The sequence below is a fragment of the Terrabacter tumescens genome, assembly GCF_014646815.1.
GTDB classification, from domain to species: Bacteria; Actinomycetota; Actinomycetes; order Actinomycetales; family Dermatophilaceae; genus Terrabacter; species Terrabacter tumescens.
Genome location: NZ_BMNZ01000016.1, coordinates 1 through 26,345 on the forward strand (window position 1 = coordinate 1; position 26,345 = coordinate 26,345).

25 protein-coding genes are annotated in these 26,345 nt (G+C 71.4%); 19 read left to right on the forward strand and 6 right to left on the reverse strand.

Annotation, left to right across the window (positions count from 1 at the left end):
* Nucleotides 1-441: 441 nt before the first annotated feature.
* On the reverse strand, nucleotides 442-1,581 hold the full coding sequence (locus IEY30_RS21530) for a hypothetical protein (RefSeq protein ID WP_156035517.1): 1,140 nt from the start codon (nucleotides 1,579-1,581) through the stop codon (nucleotides 442-444).
* 343 nt (nucleotides 1,582-1,924) lie between these two features.
* Here IEY30_RS21530 and IEY30_RS21535 point away from each other — a divergent pair, with 343 nt between their 5' ends.
* The 6 genes from IEY30_RS21535 (at nucleotide 1,925) to IEY30_RS21560 (ending at nucleotide 7,309) form a co-directional block, all read left to right on the forward strand.
* A complete protein-coding gene (locus IEY30_RS21535) occupies nucleotides 1,925-2,668 on the forward strand; it encodes a nucleotidyltransferase family protein (protein ID WP_229675144.1) in 744 nt (247 codons plus the stop codon).
* Between the two features lie 48 nt (nucleotides 2,669-2,716).
* On the forward strand, nucleotides 2,717-3,604 hold the full coding sequence (locus IEY30_RS21540) for an AAA family ATPase (RefSeq protein WP_030203989.1): 888 nt from the start codon (nucleotides 2,717-2,719) through the stop codon (nucleotides 3,602-3,604).
* Nucleotides 3,601-4,734 (forward strand): vWA domain-containing protein, encoded by a 1,134-nt coding sequence (locus tag IEY30_RS21545; RefSeq protein WP_052359114.1) that lies wholly within the window; start codon nucleotides 3,601-3,603, stop codon nucleotides 4,732-4,734. The genes IEY30_RS21540 and IEY30_RS21545 overlap by 4 nt, the downstream gene beginning before the upstream one ends.
* Nucleotides 4,727-5,899, forward strand: a complete 1,173-nt coding sequence (locus IEY30_RS21550) for an XdhC family protein (RefSeq protein WP_043417508.1) — start codon at nucleotides 4,727-4,729, stop codon at nucleotides 5,897-5,899. The genes IEY30_RS21545 and IEY30_RS21550 overlap by 8 nt, the downstream gene beginning before the upstream one ends.
* A gap of 85 nt (nucleotides 5,900-5,984) precedes the next feature.
* Nucleotides 5,985-6,170: a hypothetical protein gene (locus IEY30_RS21555; protein WP_030203981.1), complete on the forward strand. Its 186-nt coding sequence runs from the start codon at nucleotides 5,985-5,987 to the stop codon at nucleotides 6,168-6,170.
* Between the two features lie 197 nt (nucleotides 6,171-6,367).
* Nucleotides 6,368-7,309, forward strand: coding sequence for an SGNH/GDSL hydrolase family protein (locus IEY30_RS21560; protein WP_030203977.1), 942 nt, complete (start codon nucleotides 6,368-6,370; stop codon nucleotides 7,307-7,309).
* A 44-nt stretch (nucleotides 7,310-7,353) separates the two neighbouring features.
* Here the strand turns inward: IEY30_RS21560 and IEY30_RS21565 are convergent, their stop codons facing one another.
* Nucleotides 7,354-7,839, reverse strand: a complete 486-nt coding sequence (locus IEY30_RS21565) for a PaaI family thioesterase (protein ID WP_030203975.1) — start codon at nucleotides 7,837-7,839, stop codon at nucleotides 7,354-7,356.
* A gap of 82 nt (nucleotides 7,840-7,921) precedes the next feature.
* Between IEY30_RS21565 and IEY30_RS21570 the strand changes: the two genes are divergently transcribed.
* The 4 genes from IEY30_RS21570 to IEY30_RS21585 all read left to right on the forward strand — a co-directional run bounded on the left by IEY30_RS21570 (nucleotide 7,922) and on the right by IEY30_RS21585 (nucleotide 11,441).
* The gene (locus IEY30_RS21570) at nucleotides 7,922-8,671 is read left to right on the forward strand and encodes a FadR/GntR family transcriptional regulator (RefSeq protein WP_030203971.1); all 750 of its coding nucleotides are present in this window, start codon (nucleotides 7,922-7,924) and stop codon (nucleotides 8,669-8,671) included.
* On the forward strand, nucleotides 8,671-9,498 hold the full coding sequence (locus tag IEY30_RS21575) for a sterol desaturase family protein (RefSeq protein WP_030203968.1): 828 nt from the start codon (nucleotides 8,671-8,673) through the stop codon (nucleotides 9,496-9,498). The genes IEY30_RS21570 and IEY30_RS21575 overlap by 1 nt, the downstream gene beginning before the upstream one ends.
* Before the next feature lie 84 nt (nucleotides 9,499-9,582).
* Nucleotides 9,583-10,152, forward strand: a complete 570-nt coding sequence (locus tag IEY30_RS21580) for an NADPH-dependent FMN reductase (protein ID WP_030203965.1) — start codon at nucleotides 9,583-9,585, stop codon at nucleotides 10,150-10,152.
* 74 nt (nucleotides 10,153-10,226) lie between these two features.
* Nucleotides 10,227-11,441: a DUF2254 domain-containing protein gene (locus tag IEY30_RS21585; RefSeq protein WP_052359113.1), complete on the forward strand. Its 1,215-nt coding sequence runs from the start codon at nucleotides 10,227-10,229 to the stop codon at nucleotides 11,439-11,441.
* Between the two features lie 81 nt (nucleotides 11,442-11,522).
* Here IEY30_RS21585 and mgrA read toward each other — a convergent pair whose 3' ends face one another.
* Nucleotides 11,523-12,566, reverse strand: a complete 1,044-nt coding sequence (gene mgrA, locus IEY30_RS21590; RefSeq protein ID WP_030203959.1) for an L-glyceraldehyde 3-phosphate reductase — start codon at nucleotides 12,564-12,566, stop codon at nucleotides 11,523-11,525.
* 186 nt (nucleotides 12,567-12,752) lie between these two features.
* Here mgrA and IEY30_RS21595 point away from each other — a divergent pair, with 186 nt between their 5' ends.
* The 5 genes from IEY30_RS21595 to IEY30_RS21615 all read left to right on the forward strand — a co-directional run bounded on the left by IEY30_RS21595 (nucleotide 12,753) and on the right by IEY30_RS21615 (nucleotide 18,148).
* Complete coding sequence (locus tag IEY30_RS21595) at nucleotides 12,753-13,244, forward strand: (2Fe-2S)-binding protein (protein WP_030203956.1); 492 nt, start codon at nucleotides 12,753-12,755, stop codon at nucleotides 13,242-13,244.
* Nucleotides 13,241-15,727: a xanthine dehydrogenase family protein molybdopterin-binding subunit gene (locus IEY30_RS21600; protein WP_030203953.1), complete on the forward strand. Its 2,487-nt coding sequence runs from the start codon at nucleotides 13,241-13,243 to the stop codon at nucleotides 15,725-15,727. Before IEY30_RS21595 ends, IEY30_RS21600 begins: the two co-directional genes overlap by 4 nt.
* Nucleotides 15,724-16,581: an FAD binding domain-containing protein gene (locus tag IEY30_RS21605; protein ID WP_030203951.1), complete on the forward strand. Its 858-nt coding sequence runs from the start codon at nucleotides 15,724-15,726 to the stop codon at nucleotides 16,579-16,581. Before IEY30_RS21600 ends, IEY30_RS21605 begins: the two co-directional genes overlap by 4 nt.
* Before the next feature lie 7 nt (nucleotides 16,582-16,588).
* Nucleotides 16,589-17,377 (forward strand): SRPBCC family protein, encoded by a 789-nt coding sequence (locus IEY30_RS21610; RefSeq protein ID WP_030203949.1) that lies wholly within the window; start codon nucleotides 16,589-16,591, stop codon nucleotides 17,375-17,377.
* Nucleotides 17,378-17,488: 111 nt separating this feature from the next.
* Nucleotides 17,489-18,148, forward strand: coding sequence for an NAD(P)-dependent oxidoreductase (locus IEY30_RS21615; protein WP_030203947.1), 660 nt, complete (start codon nucleotides 17,489-17,491; stop codon nucleotides 18,146-18,148).
* A 108-nt stretch (nucleotides 18,149-18,256) separates the two neighbouring features.
* Here IEY30_RS21615 and IEY30_RS21620 read toward each other — a convergent pair whose 3' ends face one another.
* Nucleotides 18,257-19,204, reverse strand: coding sequence for an ornithine cyclodeaminase family protein (locus IEY30_RS21620; RefSeq protein ID WP_030203946.1), 948 nt, complete (start codon nucleotides 19,202-19,204; stop codon nucleotides 18,257-18,259).
* 1 nt (nucleotide 19,205) lies between these two features.
* A complete protein-coding gene (locus IEY30_RS21625; protein WP_156035516.1) occupies nucleotides 19,206-19,559 on the reverse strand; it encodes a hypothetical protein in 354 nt (117 codons plus the stop codon).
* Between the two features lie 145 nt (nucleotides 19,560-19,704).
* On the opposite strand from IEY30_RS21625, the gene IEY30_RS21630 reads away from it, so the two are divergent.
* Both IEY30_RS21630 and IEY30_RS21635 read left to right on the forward strand, forming a co-directional pair.
* Nucleotides 19,705-21,078 (forward strand): L-serine ammonia-lyase, encoded by a 1,374-nt coding sequence (locus IEY30_RS21630; RefSeq protein WP_030203940.1) that lies wholly within the window; start codon nucleotides 19,705-19,707, stop codon nucleotides 21,076-21,078.
* Between the two features lie 233 nt (nucleotides 21,079-21,311).
* Nucleotides 21,312-21,809 (forward strand): hypothetical protein, encoded by a 498-nt coding sequence (locus tag IEY30_RS21635; protein ID WP_156035515.1) that lies wholly within the window; start codon nucleotides 21,312-21,314, stop codon nucleotides 21,807-21,809.
* A gap of 132 nt (nucleotides 21,810-21,941) precedes the next feature.
* Here IEY30_RS21635 and IEY30_RS21640 read toward each other — a convergent pair whose 3' ends face one another.
* A complete protein-coding gene (locus IEY30_RS21640; RefSeq protein WP_043417505.1) occupies nucleotides 21,942-23,264 on the reverse strand; it encodes a glycoside hydrolase family 1 protein in 1,323 nt (440 codons plus the stop codon).
* Nucleotides 23,265-23,307: 43 nt separating this feature from the next.
* Here IEY30_RS21640 and IEY30_RS21645 point away from each other — a divergent pair, with 43 nt between their 5' ends.
* Both IEY30_RS21645 and IEY30_RS21650 read left to right on the forward strand, forming a co-directional pair.
* Nucleotides 23,308-24,501: a molybdopterin molybdotransferase MoeA gene (locus IEY30_RS21645; RefSeq protein WP_030203932.1), complete on the forward strand. Its 1,194-nt coding sequence runs from the start codon at nucleotides 23,308-23,310 to the stop codon at nucleotides 24,499-24,501.
* Between the two features lie 36 nt (nucleotides 24,502-24,537).
* A complete protein-coding gene (locus tag IEY30_RS21650; RefSeq protein WP_030203930.1) occupies nucleotides 24,538-26,175 on the forward strand; it encodes an ABC-F family ATP-binding cassette domain-containing protein in 1,638 nt (545 codons plus the stop codon).
* Nucleotides 26,176-26,345 lie beyond the last annotated feature (170 nt).

Genomic DNA, 26,345 nt, shown 5'->3' on the forward strand with positions numbered 1-26,345 from the left:
GAGGTCAAGGTGGTCGAACGAGACGCGGGTCCGGGAGGGCACTACGGGGCGTCTCAGTTATCCAGCGCGGCCGGCTCTAACCCGCTCGCCAGCGCTTCGGATCAGCCACTTCCCGGACCCGCATCAACGACGCTACGCCGCACTGCCACCACGCGGAAGACCCACCTCGAAGCCACGGGTTGACAACAGAAGGGAGCCGATATGACGCATCCAAGTAGTGCTTTAGACCGGGAGGACGACCGGCAATATCAGAGCGTCTCTCCCTATGCTGCTCGATCTCAGTAGCGACGGCCGGGATTAGCGCTGGCTCAGCCGATACCACCGGGCCTACGTGCGCAATCGGCAGGACGACTGCGTCCTCTGGCGGGTGCTCAATGGCAAGACCTAACGAGTCAGTCGGAGTGGACAAGTGATCGCCAGAGGAGGAGTGGAGCGGTTACGTCACCCGTCGACAACAACGGCCTTCGTTCGACCGTCGTAGTCAATGCTGAACGGTTGGAAGAAAGTGCGGTAGCCGATACCTGCCTGCCGCTCTGCCAGGCCACCTCCCGGCGGGGTTGTGATTGGGAACCGCATCCCGAGCGGCGCGGTCGCGTCGATGTGTACCGGTCTGGGTCCCCCACTTGGGAGTCCGGGATAATCGGGCGGTCTAAGGTCGGTGCGGAGTTCGTCTCGCCCCTCGAAGTGTTGGACCGACGCGACGTGGAACATGGCGCCGTGGGTCATCGCGAGCATGAAGGCGTCGGCGAGGAGCGCCGATGGCTTGAGCCGGAGCTGCGTCAGCTCGAGTCCCTGCGGATGGCCATCAACCTTCGGTCCCTGAGCGAGTAGCTCAAGCACTGGTTGATCGAAGATGTCTATCGCGTTGTCAGCCGTGAAGGCGCTGACTGGGACGGTGTCATCCTGACTCGGTGGCATGGCAACGAACGTGACCCGCATGTCGCCTCGAGCGTGAACGGCGAGCCCATGTTTGACCTTGTTGTGGGCTGCTTGCAGGTTGATCTCCCCCGGATTGAGGAGCGTGGCTGCGTAGGTGATCCACTCGCCGAAGACGTTCACTGCATCGACGGCCCTGGAGTCAGTGCGGGTGGCCTCCCATAGGTGCCGCGGCACGAGGGCGTGAAAGAGCCGATCTCCGGAGTCGGCTCTTTGGGACGCCTGACCGAGCAGGTCTAGCACCTGGGAGATTTGAGCTGGTCCACCCGCGACCTGCGCCCAAAGGCATGGAACAGCCGCAGATGCGACCGGGCCCAGGCGGGCTGCCGCGAGACGAAGCAGCGACTCGGCCGCGTGATGACGGATCGCAAGGGCGTCGGCCGCAACCTGCGCGTGGACATCGACGTCCCGAAAGGGGCCATCGGCGGCTGCCCGCTGCAGGAAGTTGTTGAACTCGACTCGGATGCTGCCTTCGACAGCATCAGCGGATTCTAGCCCGGCAGAATTGGCGCTGTGTTCATGCCAGGCGATGAGCGAGGCAATTCGCGATCGGAAGTACTCGAACGGGTTGGACGATAGGTAGGTGTCATCCAGTTCTCGTGCCTGCTCTGCAGTGAGATCTTTGCCGAACGGTGGCGGATACATGAGGGAACCGTATGACGACCGCGCGGTCAGGAGGTGCAACTTTCCCGCCCCCGGCCAACCACTATCCGCGGGGCCAGCCGCGACGGTACAGAGCGACACGCGGCGTCGACCCCGTCCGATTCCCGCCACAACCGCCCCAAGTGAAGCGCCCGGCAGTTGCCGACCACCGCCCAGTTTCGGCATGGCTCCGCGGTGACGTGGGGCGTGAACTGAGCACTGCGACCCGACAATATGAGTGAGGTCACGCGGCGGACTGACATGGCCGCACTCGCGGCGGGATGACACGGGTTCGTGGGCGGGCTTTGAGGCGCAGGCCATATGCGTCGCGGGTAGGTTCACGACTGTGAGCGATCTGGAAGGTGCGCCCCACCCGGCTGCCGTGCACGGCCGGGCGGCGCATGTGCGGGGGCTGGTGCTGGCCGCGGGGGCCGGGCGACGGATGGGTGGGCCGAAGGCCCTCGTTCGCCGACACCCGGACGAGCCGACGCTCGTTGAGCGTGCCGTCTCGCTCCTGCACGCCGGCGGGTGCTCCGGGATCACCGTCGTCGTCGGTGCCGCGGCCGAGGAGGTCACCGCGATCGTCACTGCGCTCGGGCGCGACGTGGACGTCGTCCCCTGCCCGGACTGGGACGAGGGCATGGGCGCCTCGCTCCGCGCCGGCCTCACGGCTCTCACCCGCTCCACCCACGAGGGCGAGGGCTGTGTCGACGCCGTGCTCGTCACCCTCGTCGACCTGCCGGACCTGACGCCCGAGGTCGTCGCCCGCGTGCTCGACGCCCCGGGTCACGTCGACAACGACCACTCGCCGCACCCCGACCCCGACGAGCACGCGGTCGAGCTCCACAAGACCTCAGCCCCCACCAACCATGAGCTCCGAGCGACGCTCCGCCGCGCGGCATACGACGGCGTCCCCGGGCACCCCGCGCTCATCGGGCGCGACCACTGGGAGCAGGTCATCGCCTCGGCGACCGGGGACCATGGTGCCCGCCACTACTTCCGCACCACCCCGCACGAGCTCGTCGAGTGCGGCGATCTCGCGACCGGCCGCGACGTCGACACCCGCGAAGAGCTCGACACGTCTCGCTGAGGAGGCCCTCCGCTTCCACAACCCCGGTTCATGAGTGATGCTCAGGGGATGGATCACCTGTTCAACAGTGCCGACGACGTCACGACCGCCCTGGGCGGCACGGGCTACCTCGCCGACGAGGCACTCGCGACGATCGCCTTCCTCGCAACCCGGCTGAACCGGCCGATCCTGCTCGAGGGCGAGCCCGGCACCGGCAAGACCGCCCTCGCCGAGGGCCTCGCTCAGGCGCTCGACCTCAAGCTCATCCGCCTCCAGTGCTACGAGGGGATCGACGCGACGCAGGCCCTCTACGACTGGGACTTCCCGCGCCAGATCCTGCACCTGCGCACCGTCGAGGCGCTCAGCCGCGACGAGCACCACGACCCCAAACAGCTCGAGGCCGAGCTCTTCGACGAGCGCTTCCTCCTCGCCCGCCCGGTGCTCCAGGCTCTGCGTGAGGCGCCCTGCGTGCTGCTCATCGACGAGATCGACCGCGCCGACGACGAGTTCGAGGCGTTCCTCCTCGAGGTCCTCTCCACCTGGCAGGTGACGATCCCCGAGCTTGGCACCATCGCTGCCAAGACCCCGCCGATCGTCATCCTCACCTCCAACCGCACCCGCGAGCTGCACGACGCGCTCAAGCGCCGCTGCCTCTACCACTGGATCGACCACCCGGGCCTGGCCCGCGAGCTCGAGATCGTGCGCACCCGCCTGCCCGAGGTCAGCGCCGCGCTCGCCGAGCAGGTCGTCAGCCTCGTCCAGCGCCTGCGCACGAGCGGTGAGCTCATCAAGCCGCCGGGCGTCGCCGAGACCCTCGACTGGGCCCGCGCCCTCGAGACCGTCGGCGCCACGCGCCTGAATCCCGAGGTCGCCGCCGCCACTCTCGGCGCCGCCCTGAAGTACCGCGAGGACTCCGAGAGGATCCGCGCCTCGCTCGACAAGCTGCTCACCGCATGACCCTGACCGCCGCGCCCCCACCTGCCGGACCCGCCGAGCCCGACGTCGACGAGCTGCTCCTCGGCTTCGCCCGCGCCCTGCGCGCCGCCGGCGTCAACGTCACGGCCGACCGCGAGCGCACCTTCCTCGTCGCCGCGGCCGCCGTCGGCATGGGCGAGCGCTCGGGTGTCTACTGGGCCGGCCGCGCGACCCTGACGTCCACGCCCGCGGACTTCCCGGCATACGACGAGCTCTTCGAGCGGTGGTTCGGCGGCGAGGACGTGCCCAAGGGGCGCAACGTCGACGTCCAGCGTCCGCCCGTGAGCCAGGCGCCGCTCGACAGCGGCGAGGGTGAGGCCGGCGACGGCGACTCCGAGAGCGCTCAGGCCCGCGCGAGCGCGCAGGAGGTGCTGCGCCACCGCGACGTCGCGACCCTCAGCGCGGCCGACCGTGCTGCTGCCGCAAGGATCTTCGCGAGCCTCGACCCGCGCTCACCGCTGCGCCGCGCCCGCCGGCACGTCCGCGGGCGCAGCGGCGCCATCGACGGCCCCGCCACCCTCCGCGAGCAGCTGCGCCGCATGGGCGAGCCCGGCCGTATCCACCACCGCCGCCGCGGCACCCGCCCGCGCCGCATCGTCCTGCTCATCGACGTCTCCGGATCCATGAGCCCGTATGCCGACAGCCTCCTCCGCCTCGCCCACGTCTTCGTGCGCACGGTGCCTCACGTCGAGGTCTTCACCATGGGCACCCGCCTGACCCACGTGACCCGCGCGCTCACCGAGCGCGACCCCGACCGGGCGCTCGCCGCCGCCGGACGCGTCGTCCCCGACTGGTCGGGCGGCACTCGCCTCGGCGAGGCCATCGGTGCCTTCCTCGACCGCTGGGGCCGGCGCGGCATGGCCCGCGGGTCGGTCGTCGTCGTCTTCTCCGACGGCTGGGAGCGCGAGGGGCCCGAGGTGCTCGGCGAGCAGATGCGCCGTCTCGCCGCCCTCTCGCACCGCGTCGTGTGGGCCAACCCGCACCGCGGCAAGGCCGGCTACGCGCCGGTGCAGCAGGGGATCGTCGCGGCGCTGCCGCACATCGACGACTTCGTCGCAGGGCACTCGCTCGCGGCGTTCGAGGAGCTGATCGAGGTGGTGGCCCGTGCGTGAGGTGGTGGACGAGCTGATGCAGTGGTGGTCGGCCGGCGAGACCGTCGGCGTCGGCACCGTCGTGGGCACGTGGCGCTCGGCGCCGCGTCAGGCCGGTGCGTCGATGCTCGTCGGCCCCGGCGGCGAGGCCGTCGGCTCCGTCTCCGGCGGGTGCGTCGAGGGCGCCGTCTACGAGCTGGCCCAGGAAGTCGTCGAGTCCGGCCACCCCGTGCTCCAGCGCTACGGCGTCAGCGACGACGACGCGTATGCCGTGGGCCTGACCTGCGGGGGCATCCTCGACGTCTTCGTCGAGAAGGTCTCACGCGAGACGTTCCCCGAGCTCGGCGACGTCGCCGCCGACATCGCGGCCGGCCGGCCCGTCGCCGTCGTCACCGTCATCGAGCACCCCGAGCCGACGTGGGTCGGGCGACGCGTCGTCGTGCACCCCGAGGGCGACGGCGACGACGACGAGACCTCGGTGCTCGGCTCGCTCGGCAGTGGACGCGCGGACGACGCCGTCCGTGACGACGCGAGAGGGCTTCTCGAGCAAGGCCGCTCGGCGATCCTCACCTACGGCCCCGACGGCGAGCGGCGTGGTGAGGGCATGCGCGTCTTCGTCGCCGCGCACGCGCCCAAACCGCGCATGCTCGTCTTCGGCGCCATCGACTTCGCCGCCGCGGTGGCCCGGGTCGGCAGCTTCCTCGGCTACTACGTCACCGTCTGCGACGCCCGCCCCGTCTTCGCCACGAAGACGCGCTTCCCCGGCGCCGACGAGGTCGTCGTCAAGTGGCCGCACGACTACCTCCAGCACGAGGTCGACGAGGGCCGCATCGACAGCCGCACCGTCATCGCGGTGCTCACCCACGACCCGAAGTTCGACGTGCCGCTGCTCGAGGTCGCGCTGCGCCTGCCCGACGTCGCCTACATCGGTGCCATGGGCTCGCGCCGCACCCACGAGGACCGGCTCGACCGGCTCCGCGAGGCCGGCCTCACCGACGACGAGCTCTCTCGGATGAGCTCGCCCATCGGGCTCGACCTCGGCGCCCGCACGCCCGAGGAGACCGCCGTCTCGATCGCCGCCGAGATCATCGCGCTGCGCTGGGGCGGCGCCGGTGAGCGGCTCGCCGCGACCGAGGGCCCGATCCACCACCACCATCCCGCGCACGACAACCCGCTCGGACACTGACGAGTCGGTCCGTCGCCCGGTGTCACAGCCACCCGCAGCGGGGTACGGGGCCTCCTGTCCGCATCACCCCCTCAAGGAGGCCACCATGCAGATCGACAAGCAGCAGATCCTCGAGCTTCTCCGCAACCGCGGCGACCAGCAGCAGGCCGAGCAGGCGCAGAACGAGCTGCCCGACCAGGTCGACACCGACCAGCACTCCGACCTGCTCAGCAAGTTCAACATCAACCCGCAGGAGCTGCTCGGCGGCCTCGGCGGGAAGCTCGGGCTCTGACCCGACCGCACGACGCATCGGGAGCTGCTCCGTTCTGGGGAGCAGCTCCCGAGTGCGTGACGGGGGTCGAGTGCGGCCCATCACGACCATCCCGCCCACGACAGCGCCGTGGGGAGTGACCGCGTCGTTCTGGGCCGCCGGGCGCCCACGCGGGGCTAGCGTGTGAGGCGCTCGGGGTCACGACGAGAGGAACTGCCATGAAGCGTCCGGTGTGGGTCGTCGGGGCCGTGGCCCTGCTGGTGACGGGACTGACGGGACTGGGCTCCCCGGCCGCGCAGGCGCAGTCCGGCGGCGTCGACCCGGTGCCGGGGCTGCCGGTCTACCTCGCCCTCGGCGACTCGATCGCCAACGGCCAGGCGTCCGCCCCCGAGATCGTCGACTACGCCACGACCGTCGCCGGCTGGCGCGCCAACGGCTACGTGGCCCAGTTCGACGCCGTGCTCAAGGACCGCCTCAACTGCCTGCCCGCCGCCAGCACCAAGGCCCGCACCGGCTGCAAGGCCCTGCAGGTCGTCAACCTGGCCCGCTCCGGCGTCCCGGCCATGGACGGCCACCCCGCCAAGCCCGGCGTCACCACGCAGATCGTCATCGACGAGCAGCTGCCCCAGGCCGTCGCCATGCTCAAGGCGCGCAACGGGGACGCCAACCCGCGCAACGACGTCGAGGTCGTCACCATCACCGTCGGCGGCAACGACATCTTCGGGCCCGTGACCTCGGCCTGCCTCCAGCCCGTCCCGAGCGGGTGCGCGGCCGCCATCGGCACGGCCTTCGCGTCGTTCTCGACGAACTACGCCGCGATCCTCGGCCAGCTGCGCGCGGCCGCCGGCCCGGGCACCCCGATCATCACCATGACCTACTACAACCCGCTGCCGTACTGCGCCATCGGACAGGCGAACCCGGCCGCCGGCGTCTTCGCCGACTGGTTCCTCGAGGGTGGCACGCTTCCCGGCTTCGGCACCCTGCCGGCCGGATTCAACGACCTCATCCGCTCGATCTCGGCAGCCAACGGGGCCAAGGTCGCCGACACCTTCGGCACCCTGGGCGCCGGCGACTTCGTCGGCGGCAGCGACTGCCTGCACCCGCTCAGGTCGGGTCACACGAAGATCGCGGCCGACTTCGTCAAGGCAATGTTCGGCTAGGCGACGCGCGGCTAGGCGACGTTCGGTAGGCGGCACACCCGCGCTCAGGTGCGGGGGCGCCAGCGCTTCCACACGGCCGTCGCCTCGGCACGCACCTTGCCGTCGAAGCGCAGCTCCACGGCGACCGTCATCTGCGGCTCGTCCACCTCGGTGACGACCGCGTGCAGCTCCACCGTCTCGAGCAGCGGCGCCGGCCGCAGGTAGCGCACGTCGAGACCCGCCGTGACGTAGGCGAGGTCGGCGCCGGGAAGCGGCGGCCACCCCTGGCGCTCGGCCTCGAGCATGACGGCCGCCGCGCTGTGGCAGTCGAGGACGGTGCCGATGATCCCGCCGTTGAGGTAGCCGAGGCCGTTGTCGTGCTCGGGCCACGGCGTGAACGAGGCCATGACCCCGTCGGACGACCCGTCATCGACCGGATAGCTCCGCAGCTGCAGCCCCTTGGCGTTGCCCGGTCCGCAGCCGAAGCACGGGAGGTTGGGGTAGAGCCGTTCCTGGACGCTGAGGACGCTGAGGGCGGGGTCTCTGGGCACGCGCCCACGCTACCCGCGCCGGCCGGTCACGAATTGGTCCAACCACTTGATGAGTCCGACCGGCGGTGTCATCCTCGTGACCATGCGTGAGAACGACGACCAGAGCGGGTTCAGCCCCGTCACCCGCCGGTCCGTGTCCGACCAGGTCTTCTCCGAGCTGCGAGACGCGGTGCTCACGGGACGCTTCGCCCCCGGCGACTCGCTGCCGCCCGAGCGCGAGCTCGCCGCCTCCTTCGCCGTCAACCGGCACGCGGTCCGCGAGGCCCTCCAGCGCCTGCAGACGGCCGGCTTCGTCCGGGTCGTCCACGGCGGCGGCACCACGGTCCTCGACGTTCGCAGCACCGCCGGCCTCGACCTGCTCGGCCACCTCGCCCGTTCCGGCGAGGGCCTGGACCCGATGATCCTGCGCGACGGCCTCGAGATGCGCCGCTGCATCGGCGTCGAGGCGGCCCGCGTCGCTGCGACCCGCGCGTCGTGCGAGGCCCGCAACCGCGTCGTGGCGGCAGCGGCGGCATACGACCTCGACGACCACCCCGACGCCGACCGCGCCTTCTGGCTCGAGGTGGTCGAGGCGAGCGGCAACCTCACCTTCCGGCTCGCCCTCAACTCGCTCGTCCAGGCCATCGACAGCGGCTCCGACGTCATGGATGCCCTCCTCGCCGCCGACCGCGCCGACCTGCTGCCGCACGCGCCGCTCGCGTCCGCCATCGCCGCCGGCGACGCCGAGCTCGCCGCGCGCCTCGCCGACGCGATCCTCAGCCAGGCCGTCGACGTGTGGGCGTCGCTCACCGACTCCGGCCGCACCCTGGACCCGGTGACCCGGGGCGCCTGATGGTCGACATCATCCTGACGGCAATCCCGTTCTTCATCGCGTTCATCGTCATCGAGGTCGTCTCGCTGTGGTTCGCGCCCGACGACGAGGAGGTCGGCTACGAGGTGCGCGACACCGTCACGAGCCTGACCATGGGCCTCGGCAGCGTCGGCATCGGGATCTTCTACAAGGCCCTGCAGCTGCTCGTCTACGCCGCGTTGTATGCCGTGACGCCCCTTCGCCTCGACGCCTCGCTGTGGTGGGTGTGGGTCGTCATCTTCTTCGCCGAGGACCTCGCGTACTACTGGTACCACCGCGCCCACCACGAGGTGCGCATCCTCTGGGCCAGCCACGTCGTGCACCACTCGAGCCAGCGCTACAACTTCTCGACCGCGCTGCGCCAGACGTGGACGCCCTTCGGCGGCATCCCGTTCTGGGCGCCACTCGCCCTGCTCGGCGTGCCCGTCTGGGCGATCTTCCTCCAGCAGTCGATCTCGCTCATCTACCAGTTCTTCCTGCACACCGAGCGCGTCGGGAAGCTCTGGCGCCCGGTCGAATACGTCATGAACACGCCCTCGCACCACCGCGTGCACCACGGCATGAACAACGCCTACCTCGACCGCAACTACGGCGGCATCCTCATCATCTGGGACCGGCTCTTCCGCTCCTTCGAGCCCGAGGGCGAGCGCGTCGTCTACGGCCTGACCAAGCAGCTGCGCACCCACAACCCGCTCGTCGTCGCCACCCACGAGTACGCCTCGATCTGGGCCGACGTGCGCGCCGCCCGCACGTGGCGCGCCCGGTGGGGGCACGTCGTCCGCGGACCCGGCTGGCAGCCGGGCACCTGAGCCCGCACGTCTGGCCGAGCCCGGGTCGGAGGTCCACGATGGGGTGAAGGGTGCGGCCCCCGCTCCCGGACCAGGAGGACCATCGTGAGCACGTACCAGGTCGGCTACTTCGTGGGCAGCCTGTCATCGACCTCGATCAACCGGACCCTGAGCAAGGCGCTGATCGCGGTGGCGCCGCCCGACCTCGAGTTCACCGAGATCCCCATCGGCGACCTCCCGCTCTACAGCCCCGACTTCGACGCCGACTACCCGCCCGGTCCGCGCGCGCTCAAGGAGGCGATCGCAGCCTCGTCGGCCGTCCTCTTCGTGACGCCGGAGTACAACCGCTCCATCCCGGGCGCCCTGAAGAACGCCATCGACTGGGCCTCACGCCCGTGGGGCGAGAACTCGTTCAACCACGTGCCGGCCGCCGTCATCGGCGCCTCGCCCGGCCAGATCGGCACGGCGCTCGCCCAGCAGAGCCTGCGGGGCGTCCTCAGCTTCTGCAACGCTCGCCAGATGACGGCGCCCGAGGCCTACATCCGCCTCGCGCCCGGCGCGATCACCGACGACGGCGAGGTCACCGACGAGTCGATGAAGCAGTTCCTCACCGACTTCATGCAGGAGTTCCGCGACCACGTCGAGCGGGTGCTCACCGTCCTGCCGCGCACCTGACGGGGTCGTATGCCGGCCGGTGGCGTCCCCGGGGACGTCCCCGGCCCGCGTCGGCTCGCGTGTGAGGATGGGCCATGGCCTCCCCGCACCACCTGACGCCCTGGCAGCGGGTCTGGCGGCCGTTCTGGGCGCTGCCGCTGGCCATCGGCCTCGCCGCCATCGCGGCCGGCGTCGTGCTGCCCCTGCTGGACCGGGGTCTGTCGCAGCACGTGCCCTACCTCTTCCAGGGCGGCGCCGACAGCGCGCGCGGCCTGCTGAGCACCATCGCCACCGCGATGATCTCGGTGACCGGCCTCGTCTTCTCCATCACGATGGTGGTCCTGCAGCTGGCCAGCAGCCAGTTCACGCCGCGCATCCTCGGCGACTTCCTCGCCCAGCGGACCACCCAGGTCACGCTCGGCGTCTTCATCGCCTCGTTCGTCTTCTCGCTCACCGTGCTGCGCTCGGTGCGCGGCGGCAGCGACATCGACGCGTTCGTGCCGCAGCTGTCGGTGACGACCGCCTTCCTGCTCGTCATCGCCTCGATGGGCTGCTTCATCGCGTTCATCCACCACATCACCGTCTCGATCCAGGTCTCGAGCGTCATCTCCGGCATCGGCGACCGGGCCGTCGCGCTCGCCGACGACCTCTACCCCGAAGGGGCGCCCGCACCGACGGCGACGTGGTCGCCGGAGGTCGGCACGCCCAGAGCCGCGGTGACCTCCGGGGACCGGCACGGCGTCGTGACCGAGATCGACGTCGAGCGGCTGACCGAGGTGGCCCGCGACCTCGACGTCGTGGCGACCGTCGAGGTGGGCGTCGGGGACTTCCTCGCCGAGCACATGCCGCTCGTGACGGTGTGGGGCCGGCCCGAACTCGACGACGCCCGAGCCGATCGTCTGCGTGACTGCGTCCTCCTCGAGACGGAGCGCACGATGCGTCAGGACCTCGGATTCGGCATCCGCCAGCTCGTCGACATCGCCGAGCGCGCGCTCTCCCCGGGCGTCAACGACCCGACCACGGCCGTGCAGGCGGTGGACGAGCTGCACCGGATCCTGCGGCTGCTCGTCACGCGCCGCACCGGCTCCCGCTACGCCGCCGACGCCGAGGGCGCCGTGCGGGTCGTGCTGCGGCCGCAGGAGGTCGGCGACCTCGTCGACCTCGCGACCGAGGAGATCATCCACTACGGCCGGGACTCCGTGCAGGTGCCGCAGCGCCTGTCCGCCGTGCTCGACGACCTGCTGTCGGTCTCGCTCCCTGACCACCGGCCCGCGCTGACGCGGGTCAAGGACTCACTGGCCCACGCCTGAGCGCGACGTGTGTCGTGTCGCCGAGCGGGCGACACGGCATACGTCCTCGGGTGGTTCGGTGACGAACCGGCCGGCGACCGCTCAGTGGGCGCTGGAGGTCTTCCAGAGGTTGATGCCGCCCTCGACGGCGTGCTGGTCGATCGTGTCGAGCTCCTCCTGCGAGAAGTCGAGGTTGTCGAGCGAGCCGAGGCTGTTCTCGAGCTGGCCCACCGACGAGGCGCCGATGAGCACCGACGTGACGCGCTGGTCGCGCAGGATCCACGCGAGCGCCATCTGCGCGAGCGACTGGCCGCGCTGCTTCGCCATCTCGTTGAGCGCGCGGATGTGCGTCAGGTTCTGCTCGGTCAGCAGGTCGGTCGACAGGGACTTGTCCTGCGACGCGCGCGAGCCCTCCGGGACCCCGTTGAGGTACTTGTCGGTGAGCATGCCCTGCGCGAGCGGGCTGAACGCGATGCAGCCGACGCCCTCCTCGCCGAGCACGTCGAGCAGGTCCTCCTCGACCCAGCGGTTGAGCATCGAGTAGCTCGGCTGGTGGATGAGCAGCGGCGTGCCGAGATCGCGGAGGATCTGCACGGCCTCGCGGGTGCGCGGACCCGAGTAGGACGAGATGCCGGCATACAGCGCCTTGCCCTGGCGCACGGCGGTGTCGAGCGCGCCCATCGTCTCCTCGAGCGGCGTCGTCTCGTCGAAGCGGTGGGAGTAGAAGATGTCGACGTGGTCGACGCCCATCCGCTGCAGCGACTGGTCGAGCGAGGACAGGACGTACTTGCGGCTGCCGCCGCCCTGGCCGTACGGGCCCGGCCACATGTCGTAGCCCGCCTTGGTCGAGAGGATCAGCTCGTCGCGGTAGCGCTTGAAGTCCTGCGCGTAGATGGCGCCGAAGTTGCGCTCGGCGCTGCCGTAGGGCGGGCCGTAGTTGTTGGCGAGGTCGAAGTGCGTGACGCCGAGGTCGAAGGCGCGGCGCAGGGTCGCGCGCTGGCGGTCGAGCGGCACGTCGTCGCCGAAGTTGTGCCACAGGCCGAGCGAGACGGCCGGCAGGTCGAGGCCCGAACGGCCGGTGCGGCGGTAGGTCATCGAGTCGTAGCGGTCGCGCGCTGCCTGGTAGTCGTCGGCGTGAAGAGTCATGCTCCCCAGTCTCGTCGCAAGGACGTATGCCGCGAAAGGCGGAGCCCACGGCGGGTCGTGTCCCGGACGTCCGCTGTGGATGTGGAGGGTTCTTCCTGTTGCCCTTGTGAAGCAGGTGACGGCGAGTAAGACTGCGCGTGGGGAAGTCAACGATGTCAACTGCAGTGTGGCAGGAGGACCGACAGCATGACCCGTATCAATGTGACCGTCGACGGGGTGAGCTACTCCGACGAGGTCGAGCCCAGGACCCTACTGGTCCAGTACCTCCGCGAAGGGCTGGGCAAGACCGGCACCGTCGTGGGGTGCGACACGAGCAACTGCGGTGCCTGCACCGTGCACCTCGACGGGACGAGCGTGAAGTCGTGCAACGTCCTCGCCGTCCAGGCGGACGGCCACGAGGTGACGACGATCGAGGGGCTCGCCGAGAACGGCGAGCTCCACCCGGTCCAGCAGGCCTTCCACGAGTGCCACGCCCTCCAGTGCGGCTACTGCACGCCCGGCATGATCATGCAGGCGTGCGACGTGCTGAAGAACAACCCCGACCCCAGCGAGCAGGAGATCCGTGAGGGTCTCGAGGGCAACCTCTGCCGCTGCACCGGCTACCACAACATCGTCAAGGCCGTGCAGCAGGCGGCGGGCGCGATGAGCAGCTCGAGCTCGCAGGCGGTGTCGTCATGACGATCACCGAGGACCGCGCAGCCGACGCCGCCTCACCCGAGATCGGCAAGGCCCGCCGTCGCAAGGAGGACCAGCGCCTCATCACGGGCCGCACCCGCTGGACCGACAACATCCAGCTGCCTGGCATGCTCCACCTCGCCATGGTGCGCAGCCCGTTCGCACACGCGACGATCAGCTCGATCGACGTGACCGAGGCCAAGGCGGCCTCCGGCGTCATCGGTGTCTTCACCGGTGAGGACCTCAAGGACATCCAGGGCGTCAACATCACCGCCTGGCCGGTCTCGGCCGAGCAGAAGACGCCCGACCACCTGCCCGTCGCCGTCTCGCACGTCGCGCACGCCGGTGAGATCGTCGCCGTCGTCGCGGCCCGCTCGGCGGCTGCCGCGCGTGACGCGGCCGAGCTCGTCGACGTCGACTACGCCGAGCTGCCCGCGGTCCTCGACCTCAAGGAGGCAGCGAAGGACGAGGTGCTCGCGCACCCCGACCTCGGCACCAACACGAGCGCCGTGTGGCAGCTCGACTCGGCCGGCCAGGGCTCCGGCGGTGACGTCGAGGAGGCCATCGCCAAGGCCCGCGAGAGTGGCATCGTCATCGAGCGCGAGTACCGCCAGCAGCGGCTCATCCCCGCCTTCATGGAGCCCCGCTCGACCGTGGTCGACCCCACGGGCGAGCAGGTGACGATGTGGTCGGCGACGCAGGTGCCGCACGTGCTGCGCTTCTGCATCGCCGCGACGACCGGGCTGCCCGAGTCGAAGATCCGCGTCATCGCCCCCGACGTGGGCGGCGGATTCGGCGGCAAGCTGCAGACGACGCCCGAGGAGTTCGCGACGCTCGCCGTGGCCCGCAAGCTCGGCAAGCCGGTCAAGTACACCGAGACCCGCTCCGAGACGATGGTGAGCGGCCACCACGGTCGCGACCAGTGGCAGAAGCTGACCCTCGCCGCCGAGAAGGACGGCCGGGTCACCGCGCTCAAGGTCGACCTCATGGCCGACCTCGGGGCGTATGCCGCCCTCGTCGGCGGCGGCGTGCCGGTGCTCGGCGCGTGGATGTTCAACTCGATCTACAAGTTCGACGCCTACCAGTTCAACCTCACGAACTACTACACGAACAAGACGTGGGTCGACGCCTACCGCGGCGCCGGACGGCCCGAGGCGACGTATGCCATCGAGCGGCTCATGGACGAGCTCGCGGCCGAGGTCGGGGTCGACCCGATGGAGATCCGCGAGAAGAACTGGATCACCCACGACGAGTTCCCGTTCACCACGGTCGCCGGCATGACCTACGACTCCGGCAACTACGAGGCGGCGACCGAGAAGGCCAAGGAGCTCTTCGGCTACGACGAGCTGCGGGCGGAGCAGAAGCGCCGCCGGGAGAGCAACGACCCGGTCCAGCTCGGCATCGGCATCTCGACGTTCACCGAGATGTGCGGCCTCGCACCGTCCCGCATCCTCGGCGCCCTGAACTACGGTGCCGGCGGCTGGGAGAGCGCCAGCATCCGCATGCTCGCCACCGGCACGGTCGAGGTCATCACCGGCGTCTCGCCGCACGGCCAGGGCCACGAGACGGCGTGGAGTCAGATCGTCGCCGACAAGCTCGGCGTGCCCTTCGAGAGCGTCGAGGTGCTGCACGGCGACACCCAGATCGCGCCCAAGGGCATGGACACCTACGGGTCGCGCTCGCTCGTCGTGGGTGGCGAGGCGGTCGTCCGCGCCGCCGACAAGGTGATCGAGAAGGCCAAGGTCGTCGCCGCTCACCTGCTCGAGGCGAGCGTCGACGACATCGAGTTCTCGGCCGGCACGTTCGGCGTCAAGGGCACCGACAAGGGCATCTCGATGCCCGAGGTCGCCATCGCCACGTGGACGGGCCACAACCTGCCCGACGGCGTCGAGCCCTCGATCGACGCCGACGCCACCTTCGACCCCGACAACTTCTCCTTCCCCCACGGCACGCACCTGTGCGCCATGGAGGTCGACACCGAGACCGGGGCCACGAAGATGCGCAAGTACGTCTGCGTCGACGACATCGGCACGATCATCAACCCGCTCATCGTCGAGGGCCAGGTCCACGGCGGTCTCGTCCAGGGCATCGCGCAGGCGCTCTGGGAGGGTGCGGAGTACGACGAGCAGGGCACGCTCGTGACCGGCTCGTTCGTCGACTACACCCTGCCGACGTCGGCCGACACGATCAGCTTCGTCACCGACCACACGGTCTCGCCGTCGACCTACAACTCCTTGGGCACCAAGGGAGTCGGCGAGGCGGGCTGCATCGCCTCGACCCCGGCGGTCGTCAACGCCATCGTCGACGCGGTGCGCCAGTTCGGCGTCAACGACATCCTCATGCCGTGCACGCCCGAGCGGGTGTGGAAGGCCATCGAGAAGGGCCGGTCGGTGCCCGGAGAGGGCGAGCGCGACGCGCAGCCGCACTTCGACGAGGGCGTCCCCAACCAGGATCCCGGTGCCGCGAGCGAAGGGAGCCAGGCATGATCCCCGCACAGTTCGACTACGTCGCACCCGGCTCGGTCGAGGAGGCCGTCGCGGCGCTCGCCGAGCACGGCGACGAGGCCAAGGTGCTCGCCGGCGGCCAGTCGCTCCTGCCGATCCTGCGCATGCGGCTCAACGCGCCGGGTGTCGTCATCGACCTCGGCCGCATCCCCGAGCTGCAGGGCGTCACCGAGGACGGCGACCACCTGGTCATCGGAGCCATGACGACGTATGCCGCCGTGCTCGCCTCCGAGGCCGTGTCGACGCACGCGGCCCTGCTGTCCAAGGCGATCGCGACCGTCGCGGACCCGCAGATCCGCCACCGCGGCACGGTGGGCGGCGCTCTCGTGCACGCCGACCCGGCCGGTGACGTCGGCGCCCCGGCGCTCGCGCTCGGGGCCGAGCTCGTCATCGCGGGCTCGGGTGGCTCGACGCGCACCGTCGCGGCCGAGGACTTCTTCGAGGACCTCTTCACGACCGCCGTCGGCGAGGGTGAGCTGCTGACCCAGATCCGCATCCCGAAGCACACCGGCTGGGGCGCGCACTACGAGAAGTTCGTGCGCGTCAGCCACCAGTGGTCGATCGTCGGGGTCGCGGCCACGGTCCGCAGCGAGGGCGGCTCCATCGCCGAGGCCCGCGTCGGCCTGACCAACATGGGCTCGACGCCGTTGCGCGCCAAGGCGGTCGAGGAGGCCCTCGTCGGGCAGCCCGCGACCGACGAGGCCGTCCGCGCAGCCGTCGCGTCCGTGGCCGAGGGCACCAACCCGCCCTCCGACCTCAACGGCGACGCCGACTACCGCAAGCACCTCGCCACGGTGCTGACGCGGCGCGCGGTCCTCGCCGCGGCAGGAGCGTGAAGCCCGGATGGAGCTGACGCACTCCTTCACCGTGCCGACCTCGGTTGACGACGCGTGGGCCCTGTTCATGGACCTCGAGCGGGTCGGCGGCTGCTTCCCCGGCGCGACGGTGACGGAGGTGACCGACGACGGCTTCTCCGGGACCGTCAAGGTCAAGCTCGGTCCGATCGCGCTCGTCTACGCCGGGTCGGGCTCGTTCGTCGAGCGTGACGACGCCACCAAGCACGCCGTCATCGAGGCCAAGGGCAAGGACAAGCGCGGCAACGGCACCGCCGGGGCGACGGTGACGATCACGCTGAGTCCCGACGGCACCGGGGCCCGCGCCGACGTCATCACCGACCTCGCCGTCACGGGCAAACCGGCCCAGTTCGGCCGGGGCGTCATGCAGGACGTGTCGGACAAGCTGCTCCAGGCGTTCGTCGCCTGCATCGAGAAGCAGCTGGCCGGTCCTGAGACGGGTGCTGGGGCGGAGGGCGAGGCGGCAGCGCCGGCCCCGGCCGCCGCTGCCGTGGGGTCGTCCAACGGCTACGTCGAGACGGCCTCCGACGCGCTCGCCGCCGACACCGGCAAGGCCGCCACCGGGGCGACCTCGGCGGCCCCCGGTGCAGCAGCAGCGCCCGCGGCGCACCACGCGCACCCGCCTCGCCGGGTCCCGGCCGACGTCGAGGAGGACGCCCCGCTCGACCTCGGCTCGGCCGTCATGCCCGTGCTCATCCAGCGGTACGCCGGTTACGCAGCGGCCGCCGCGATCGGTGTCGTCATCGGCTGGCTCATCGGCCGCGGCAGCAGCAGCTGACCCAGCCCCACGTCGCAGGCCCGGTCGTCGCGCACGACCGGGCCTGCGGCATACCTCGTCGGTGTCGCGTGTTGGACCCAGGAGACCCACGACCCCAACCCGAGGAGAGTCATGTCCCGCATCACGCTCATCGGCGGCCACGGCAAGGTCGCCCTGCTCGCCGCCCCGCTGCTCGTCGCCGACGGGCACGAGGTCACCTCCGTCGTGCGCAACCCCGACCACGTGGCCGACGTCGAGTCCACCGGCGCGACGGCAGCCGTCCTCGACATCGAGAACAGCTCGGCCGAGCAGATCGCCGACCTCGTGCGCGGCAGCGACGTGCTCGTGTGGTCGGCCGGCGCCGGCGGCGGCAGCCCCGAGCGGACGTATGCCGTCGACCGCGACGCCGCGATCCGCTCGATGGACGCTGCAGCCCAGGCAGGTGTCGGGCGCTACGTCATGGTGAGCTACTTCGGCGCCGGACCCGACCACGGCGTGCCCGAGGACAACGGCTTCTACGCGTACGCCGAGGCCAAGGCCGCCGCCGACGAGCACCTCAAGACGACCGACCTCGCGTGGACGATCCTGCGCCCGAGCAGCCTGACGTTGGGCCCTGCGACCGGCCACATCGCGGCGGGCGAGGGCGTCGAGGCCGGCGAGGTGTCGCGCGACAACGTCGCCCACGTCATCCGCTCGGTCGTCGCGCACCCGGAGTCCACGGCGCAGCGCGTCATCGCCTTCAACGACGGCTTCCAGCCCATCGACGACGTCGTGGCCGCCACCCCCGCCTGACCCGCCGACCCCAAGTCGAGTGGCCCCGTCGTCACACCTGAGCGTGTGACGACGGGGCCACTCGACGTGGAGGGATGGCTCCAGCGTGTGACGACGGGGCCACTCGAGTCAGGGGCGGGCGAGCTGCTCGGCGATGACGAGGTCCTGCCACGCCATCCCGACGCTCTTGAAGACGTTGGGCCGGTCGGTCGCCCGCGCGACCCGGCCGAGCACGACGTCCTGCAGCGTGCGCACGTCGTCCCAGTCCAGCGCGCCCTGAGCGGCCGCGAGGATGACGTCGCCGGCCTCGCGGTGCGCGGTGCCGAGGTCCTCGACGACGACGAGCGAGCGGCCGAGCAGCGCCGACCCGAGCTCGCGCCGGTGCGGCTCGTGCGACCCGATGGCGACGACGCACGCGCCGTCGGCGACCCAGTCGTCGCCCAGCACCGGGGTCGCGGCCGAGGTCGCGGTGACGACGACCTGCGCCTCGCGGACCGCGGCCTCGACCTGCGGGTCGTCGACCGTCAGCGCGCGTGCGGTGAGCCGGTGCGTCGAGGCGAGTCCCGAGATCCGCTGGGCCGTCGAGCGAGCGGCCTCCGCGCGCCGGCCGACGACCGTCACCGATGACGTATGCCGGATGGCGAGCAGCGCCTCCGCGTGACCGAGCGCCTGCGGCCCGCTCCCGAAGATCACCGCGGACTCGACCTCGGCCGGAGCCAAGGCCTCGATGGCGACCGCCGACACGGCCGGGGTGCGCAGCGACGTGACGGCCGTGCCGTCGACGAGCACCGAGGGCGTCAGGGTGTCGGCGTCGAGCAGGACGTAGACGGCCTGGATGCGGTCCAGCCCCCGCGCCGGGTTGCCCGGCGCGACCGAGAGCACCTTGACGCCGGCAGCGCGGCGGTTGGTCGACGGCATGACGAGCAGCTGCCCGTCGCCCGCCGGGACGGCCAGGCGAGCTGGGTCCGCGGCCGGGTCGAGACCGTCGGCGAGCTCGCGCCGGATGAGTCGCCGGGCCCGGTCGGGGGAGAGGGACCGGCGCACTGTCGCGGCGTCGACCCAGCGCGGCTGCTGCACCTCAGGCTCCCCCGGTGCCGGTGTTGGTGTCCTTGCTGGCGCCGGTGCGGGCGAGCTCGGCCCGGGCCGGGTCGGCGGCTGCCGCCGTGATTTTCTCCAGGTGGCCGCGCAGCTGCCTGGCCAGCGACCACTGGGTGACCTCGTGCGTGATCGGGCGCACCCAGCCCGGCGACACGGCATACGCCAGGGTCAGCACGACGAGCGTCCCATCCTCTTCAGCGTCGAAGCGCCAGGTCAGCGGCTCGGGCCGCACGTGGACGGGCAGTCGCAGCGCCGGCCCGCCGACCGTGGCCGCCAGGGCGCGGGCGACCGGAGGGGCGAGCGGGACGTGGACATCAGCGCTGACCTGGGGCACGCCCCGACTGTAGGTGCCCGTCGCGGCCTGCGCTCGGCCGGTCACCCCCACGCACGTGCGTGCGAGGGCCCGTCAGACGTAGGCTCAGGCGGTCGTCCACCACCCCGGGCGGCAGCCGTCAACGACGACACGAAGTCAGGACACCATGGCGCTCAGCGTTTTCGACCTCTTCTCGATCGGCATCGGGCCGTCGAGCTCGCACACCGTCGGCCCCATGCGGGCGGCGGCGCTCTTCGCCGAGCGGCTGCGCGACGAGGGCACGCTGGGCCAGGTCGCGCGGGTGCGCTCGCAGCTCTTCGGCTCGCTCGGCGCCACCGGCCACGGGCACGGCAGCGACAAGGCCGTGCTGCTCGGCCTCACCGGCGAGCGGCCCGAGCTGTGCGACCCGCGTGCCGTCGAGGGCCGGCTCGCCGAGATCCGAGCGACCAAGAGGCTCGCCCTGCTCGGCGAGCACGAGATCGACTTCATCGAGCTCGAGGACCTGACGCTGCACCGGCGCAAGACGCTGCCGCTGCACCCCAACGGCATGACGTTCACGGCAGTCGACGCCGCGGGTGCGACGGTCGCCGAGCACACGTACTACTCCGTCGGCGGCGGTTTCGTCGTCGGCGAGGACGCCGACGGCTCGACGAAGATCGTCGAGGACTCGACGCCGGTCGCGCACCCGTTCCGGACCGGCGACGAGCTGCTCGCGCACTGCAAGGAGACCGGCAAGTCCATCGCGCGGATCATGCTCGAGAACGAGCTGTCGTGGCGCACCGAGCAGGAGGTCCGAGAAGGCCTGCTCGAGATCTGGCGCGTCATGAAGGAGTGCGTGCGCAACGGCATCGCGACGGAGGGCGTGCTGCCGGGCGGCCTGCGGGTGCGGCGTCGCGCGCCCGAGCTCGCGCGCCGGCTGCAGCTCGAGGGCACGAGCGACGACCCGCTGCGTGGCATGGACTGGATCACCCTCTACGCGCTCGCCGTCAACGAGGAGAACGCCTCGGGTGGCCGCGTCGTGACCGCCCCGACCAACGGCGCAGCCGGGATCATCCCCGCGGTGCTGCACTACTACGCGAACTTCGTCAACGGCGCCGACCGCGACGGCATCGTCCGCTTCCTGCTGACGGCCGGCGCCATCGGCGTCATCTACAAGGAGACCGCCTCGATCTCCGGCGCCGAGGTCGGCTGCCAGGGCGAGGTCGGCTCGGCCTGCTCGATGGCGGCCGGCGCGATGGCCGCCGTCATGGGCGGCACGCCCGAGCAGGTCGAGAACGCCGCCGAGATCGGCATGGAGCACAACCTCGGCCTCACCTGCGACCCCGTCGGCGGCCTGGTCCAGATCCCGTGCATCGAGCGCAACGCCATCGCCTCGGTCAAGGCCATCACGGCGGCGCGCACCGCCCTGCGTGGCGACGGCTCGCACGTCGTCAGTCTCGACAAGGTCATCAAGACGATGCGCGAGACCGGCCGCGACATGAAGGTGAAGTACAAGGAGACCGCGCGAGGCGGCCTCGCCGTCAACGTCATCGAGTGCTGAGGTCGGCGGGGTGACGCCGTCGCCGCAGCCCCCTCAACGCGACGCCATGAATGTCGCCTTTGCGTGCAGCGTGGACTCAGGAAGGCGCGCCTGCCTCCGAGTTCGCTGACAGTTCAGCCTTTTTCGTCTCTGACGGCCCGCCCCGGAGCACCTTGGAACGTGGCGCCGATCGGTGCCACCCGCCGACCTCGGGGGCCTTGCGCCGGCTGGTCAACAAGGGGAGAAGGGGACACATGCGTTCACTGCACAGCCGTGCCGTCAGGGCCGGCATCACCGCACTGGGCACCATCGGATTGACCATGGGGGCTGCCGTCTCGGCCGGCGCCGCCCCCGCCAACGGAGGGACCGAGCACCAGTCGTTCCCTGCCGCCGGCGCGGTCTTCGAGTGCGCAGCGCCCACGGGCGACATCACCGCGCTCACCGGCACGGTCAAGATGGTCGACCACTGGAACGTCGATGGTCAGGGCGTGTTCCACGAGACGGGGACCGTCAACACGAGCGGCGTCACGCTCCAGGGCTCCAACGGCGACCTCTACACGGTCTCGGGCGCCTCGTGGTTCGGCGGCAAGGTCGACGGCACGGGCACGCCGCTCGTCTTCACCGACACCGAGCACTGGGTGCTGCACGACATCACCTCGGGCGGCAACGTCAAGGTGCAGATCGTCAGCCACTGGTCGTCCGGTTCCGGCTTCACGTGGGACAAGGGCAGCTGCTCCGCTCCGGAGGGGTGAGCAGAGCGCCGGCCTGGTAACCGCCCCGTCCCAGCCGGGGCGGGGCGGCTTCCAACGTCGGCCCGTGCTCGTGGTCTGCGTCAGCGCTCGCCGGGGGCCCGGAGGCCGTCGGGGAGATCTGGCCGAGATCGCTCAGCGGTGATGGCCCTCGGTCGTGCTCACCGGATAGGACTGTCCTGCAACGTGGCTAGCGAACATCTCGGGAGTCGTCCCGCCCTCGCGGATGACCTCGGCGAAGAAGCGGCCGGAGTCGCGGACCGTGCGCTCCTGGGTCTCGTAGTCCAGGGCGACGAGACCGAAGCGGGGCTGCTCGCCCTCGGCCCACTCCCAGTTGTCGACGAAGCACCAGTGGTAGTAGCGCTCGACCGGAACCCCCTGCGCCCGAACCTCGCTCAGCACCCACAGGTGGTCCCACAGGTAGCGGGACCGGAAGGCGTCGGCCGCGTCGCACGTGCCGTTCTCGGTGACCCAGACGGGCAGGCGGTAGGTCTCCCAGGCCCAGCGTGCGGTCTCACCCAGCCCCGCGGGATACACCTCCCAGCCGAGGTCGTTGACGGGGACGCCGGGCGGCGTCCCGTCGTCGAAGCGCGTGACGGTCGTGCGGGAGTAGTAGTTGAGCCCGAAGAAGTCGGCGTAGCAACCGGATTCGATGCCTGCACGCCTGCGCAGCGGCGTGGCGAACTCACCGGTCGTCATGGCCCGCACGATCGCGTCCTGGAAGAGGTGGCGCATCACCCGGGTCAGCGCCTGGTGCTTCGGGTTGCGTGGGTTGCCCGGCCGGAAGGTCCGCAGGTGGTGGGCGACCCCGACCATCGTGTCTGGCGCGGGTCGCAGGGCATGGATGAGGGCGTACGCGCGGATGTGGGCGGCCGCGAGCACGCTGTAGACGCGCATCCCCTCGCGCAGGCTGCGGTGGCCGGGCGGGAAGTCGCCGAAGACGTGTCCGCCGGTGACGTAGACGTTGGGCTCGTTGATCGTCACCCACTCCGCGACGAGGTCGCCCAGCCGCGTCACGACCTCGCTGACGAAGCGCTCCCACACCCACAGGGCGCCCGGCGCGAGCCAGCCGCCGTCCCGCTCGAACCACGACGGGTGACTGAAGTGGTGCAGTGTCACGAGCGGCCGGATGCCCTTGTCGCGGAGCAGGGTCAGCTCCTCGCGGTAGCGAGCGAAGGCCGCGTCGTCCCAGGCACCGTGCCTCGGCTCGAGCCGCGCCCAGTCGACGCTCATCCGGTAGACCTGCACGCCGAGCGAGGCCATCAGCTCGGTGTCCTCGCGCCACCGCCGCCAGTGGTCGGTCGCGCGTCGCGGCGTGGAGCCGTCGGCGATCGTGCCCGGTCGGTCGGCCCAGTCGCTCCAGTTGCTCTCGACGTCGCCGCCCTCGACCTGCGTTGCGGCGGTCGCGACGCCGAGCAGCATGCCGTCGAGCCGGAAGCCGTGCGCCTCGTGCACCATGCCCGCCAACGTACCGGCGGGACGATGCGACAGACTGGCGCGCATGGGTCACGTGTCCGTCGTAGAGCACCGTGCCGCCGTCGAGGAGCTGCTCGGTGCCGGCACGGCCGAGCCCGTCACGCTCGACCGCCACGCCGCCGGGCGCCGGATCGCCGCCGACCTCGTCGCCGCCGACGACCTCCCGCGCTTCGACGCCTCCGCCATGGACGGGTATGCCGTGTGCCCCGGCATGCCGGACCAGCTCAGCTATCCCGTGGTCGGGGACGTGCCCGCCGGGTCGGCCCCCGGATTCGCGCTGCGCCCCGGGGAGGCGGCTCGCATCATGACCGGGGCGCGCGTGCCGGAGGGAGCCGTTGCCGTCGTCCCCGTCGAGCGCACCGACGCGAGCCCGACCGGACCGGCGCCGTCCCGGGTGACCCTCGGGGTCGAGCCGGCCCCGGGGCAGCACGTGCGCCGTCGCGGCGAGGACGTCACGGCCGGCACGGTCATCGCTACCGCCGGGTCCACGGTGACCCCGGCCCTCATCGCCCTCGGCCGCTCTGCCGGATGCACCACCGTCGAGGTCCACGTGCCCACGCGCGTCGCCGTCATCGCCACCGGGGCCGAGCTCGCCCCGCCCGACGCCGACCCGGGTGCCGGCGGCATCCACGAGTCCAACTCCGACATGGTCGCCGCCCTGGCCGAGGCCGCCGGGTGCGAGGTGCGCCGGGTCGAGGTGTGCTCCGACGAGCCCGACGAGCTGCGCGCCTTGCTCGACGTGCTCGACACCGACCCGGAGGTCGACCTCGTCGTCACGACTGGGGGTGTCAGCGCCGGTGCCTACGAGGTCGTCCGGCAGGTCTGCGAGCCCCTGGCGTCCTTCGCCTTCGTGCACCTCGCCATGCAGCCCGGCGGACCCCAGGGGCTCGGCCGCTACGGCTCGACGCCGGTCATCTGCCTGCCGGGGACGCCCGTCGGTGCCTTCGTCGCCTTCCACGTCCTCGTCCGTCCGGCCCTCGACCGACGCCACGGCGAGCCGGGCGCGCGACCCGGCCACGCGGCATACGTGGGCAGGACGCGGCGCACCCGCACGGGACGCGTCCAGTTCGTCACGAGCGTGCTGCACGACGACGGCACGGTGAGCTCTCCCGATGCGCGGCACCTTACGGCGCTCGCGGCCGCGAACTGCCTCGTCGAGGTGCCCGAGGGCGTCGACCAGCTCATCGAGGGCGACGTCGTCGTAGTCCACCCGGTGTGAACGGGGCACCCGCCGGGCGCCCCTAGGCTTGGGCCCGTGAGCGCGACCCTGGTGGCCAAGGACCTCGCCGGGGGCCACGCCCACCGGACCCTCTTCGAGCACCTCGACCTCACGGTCGCCCCCGGTGACGTCGTCGGGGTCGTCGGCGCCAACGGCGCGGGCAAGTCGACGCTGCTGCGCCTGCTCGCCGGCGCGGACCTGCCGCTCGACGGCACGGTGACGACCGCGCCGACCGACGCGTTCGTCGGCTGGCTGCCGCAGGAGCACGAGCGTCTCCCCGGCGAGACGGTCGCCGACCACGTCGGCCGGCGCACCGGCGCCACTGCCGCGACGCTCGCGATGGAGGAGGCCGCGGCCGCGCTCGGGGGCGACGACCCGAAGGCCGACGAGGCGTATGCCGTCGCCCTCGACCACTGGCTGGCCAGCGGAGCGCCCGACCTCGACGACCGCATCCCGCCGATGCTCGCGGAGCTCGGTCTCGATGTGGGCGCCGACGCGCTCATGACCTCGCTCTCGGGTGGTCAGGCCGCCCGTGCGGCGCTCGCCGCGCTGCTGCTCAGCCGCTTCGACATCGTGCTGCTCGACGAGCCGACCAACGACCTCGACCTCGCCGGCCTCGACCGCCTCGAGGCCTTCGTCCACGGCCAGCGCGGCGGCGTCGTGCTCGTCTCGCACGACCGCGAGTTCCTCGCCCGCTGCGTTACCCGGATCGTCGAGCTCGACCTCGCGCAGAACTCCGTCTCGGTCCACGACGGCGGCTACGAGTCCTACCTCGAGGAGCGTGAGGTCGCCCGCCGCCACGCGCGCGAGGCCTACGAGGCGTATGCCGGCACGAAGTCCGACCTCGAGGCGCGGGCCCGTACGCAGCGGGAGTGGTCGTCCAAGGGCGTGCGCAACGCCATGAAGAAGAACCCGGACAACGACAAGAACCGTCGCGCGGCGAGCGTCGAGTCGTCCGAGAAGCAGGCCCGCAAGGTGCGGCAGATGGAGTCGCGGATCGCCCGGCTCGACGAGGTCGTCGAGCCGCGCAAGGAGTGGGTGCTGCAGTTCTCGATCGGCTCCGCGCCGCGCTCGAGCTCGGTCGTGGCGACGCTCAACGAGGCGGTCGTGCGCCGCGGTGAGTGGACGTTCGGGCCGGCGTCGCTGCAGGTCGAGGCGCGCCGTCGCATCGGCATCACCGGGCCCAACGGCGCGGGCAAGACGACCCTACTGTCCCTGCTGCTGGGGCGGGTCGAGCCGACCTCGGGGACCGCGTCGCTGGGCGCGAGCGTCGCGGTGGGGGAGATCGACCAGGCTCGCACCGGCCTGCGCGAGGACCTGACGCTCGGGGACGCCTTCGGCGAGGCCGTGCCCGACCTCGAGCCGGCCGACCGGCGCACGCTGCTCGCGAAGTTCGGGCTCAAGGCCGACCAGGTCGGCAGCACCGTCGGGCGGCTGTCACCCGGCGAGCGCACGCGGGCCGCGATGGCGCTGCTGCAGGCCCGCGGCGTCAACCTGCTCGTGCTCGACGAGCCGACCAACCACCTCGACCTGCCCGCGATCGAGCAGCTCGAGGAGGCGCTCGACTCCTACGACGGGGCGCTGCTGCTCGTCTCGCACGACCGGAGGCTGCTCGAGAACGTGAGGCTCGACGAGCGCTGGCGCGTCGAGGGCGGCCAGGTCACCCGCCTCTGACCCCGTCAGGCAGCGAGGGCGAGTTTCAGGGCGTGTTCGAGTGGGCTGAGGTGGTCTGGTGCGGCGGGTCCTCGTGGCTGCTCGGGGAGCAGCCCCGGCAGCAGGGGTGGGGCGTGTGAGGTGTAGGTGTGTCCGGTGGGGGTGGTGGTTCGGACGGTGTGGGGCGCGCC